Annotated in this window: 3 tRNA genes and 1 rRNA gene; all 4 read left to right on the forward strand. The window is 55.9% G+C overall.

What is annotated here, in order from left to right:
- Positions 1-75: ribosomal RNA gene (rrf, locus tag SAZ04_RS23635) — 5S ribosomal RNA — on the forward strand; the annotation flags it as partial.
- A 7-nt stretch (positions 76-82) separates the two neighbouring features.
- Positions 83-157: transfer RNA gene (locus tag SAZ04_RS21755), tRNA-Asn, on the forward strand.
- Positions 158-161: 4 nt separating this feature from the next.
- Positions 162-255, forward strand: a tRNA-Ser gene (locus tag SAZ04_RS21760).
- Between the two features lie 17 nt (positions 256-272).
- A tRNA-Glu gene (locus tag SAZ04_RS21765) sits at positions 273-347 on the forward strand.

Genomic DNA, 347 nt, shown 5'->3' on the forward strand with positions numbered 1-347 from the left:
GAACACGGTCGTTAAGCTCTTTTGCGCCGATGGTAGTTGGGGGCTTCCCCCTGCAAGAGTAGGACGTTGCCAGGCGAATTATTCCACAGTAGCTCAGTGGTAGAGCAATCGGCTGTTAACCGATCGGTCGTAGGTTCGAGTCCTACCTGTGGAGCCAAAATGGAGAGCTGTCCGAGCTGGCCGAAGGAGCACGATTGGAAATCGTGTAGGCGGTTTAAAACCGTCTCGAGGGTTCGAATCCCTCGCTCTCCGCCAGATACTTTCCTGAGGTTGGCCCGTTGGTCAAGCGGTTAAGACACCGCCCTTTCACGGCGGTAACACGGGTTCGAATCCCGTACGGGTCACCA

It is taken from the genome of Halalkalibacter lacteus, from assembly GCF_036663595.1.
Lineage (GTDB): Bacteria > Bacillota > Bacilli > Bacillales > Bacillaceae_D > Halalkalibacter > Halalkalibacter lacteus.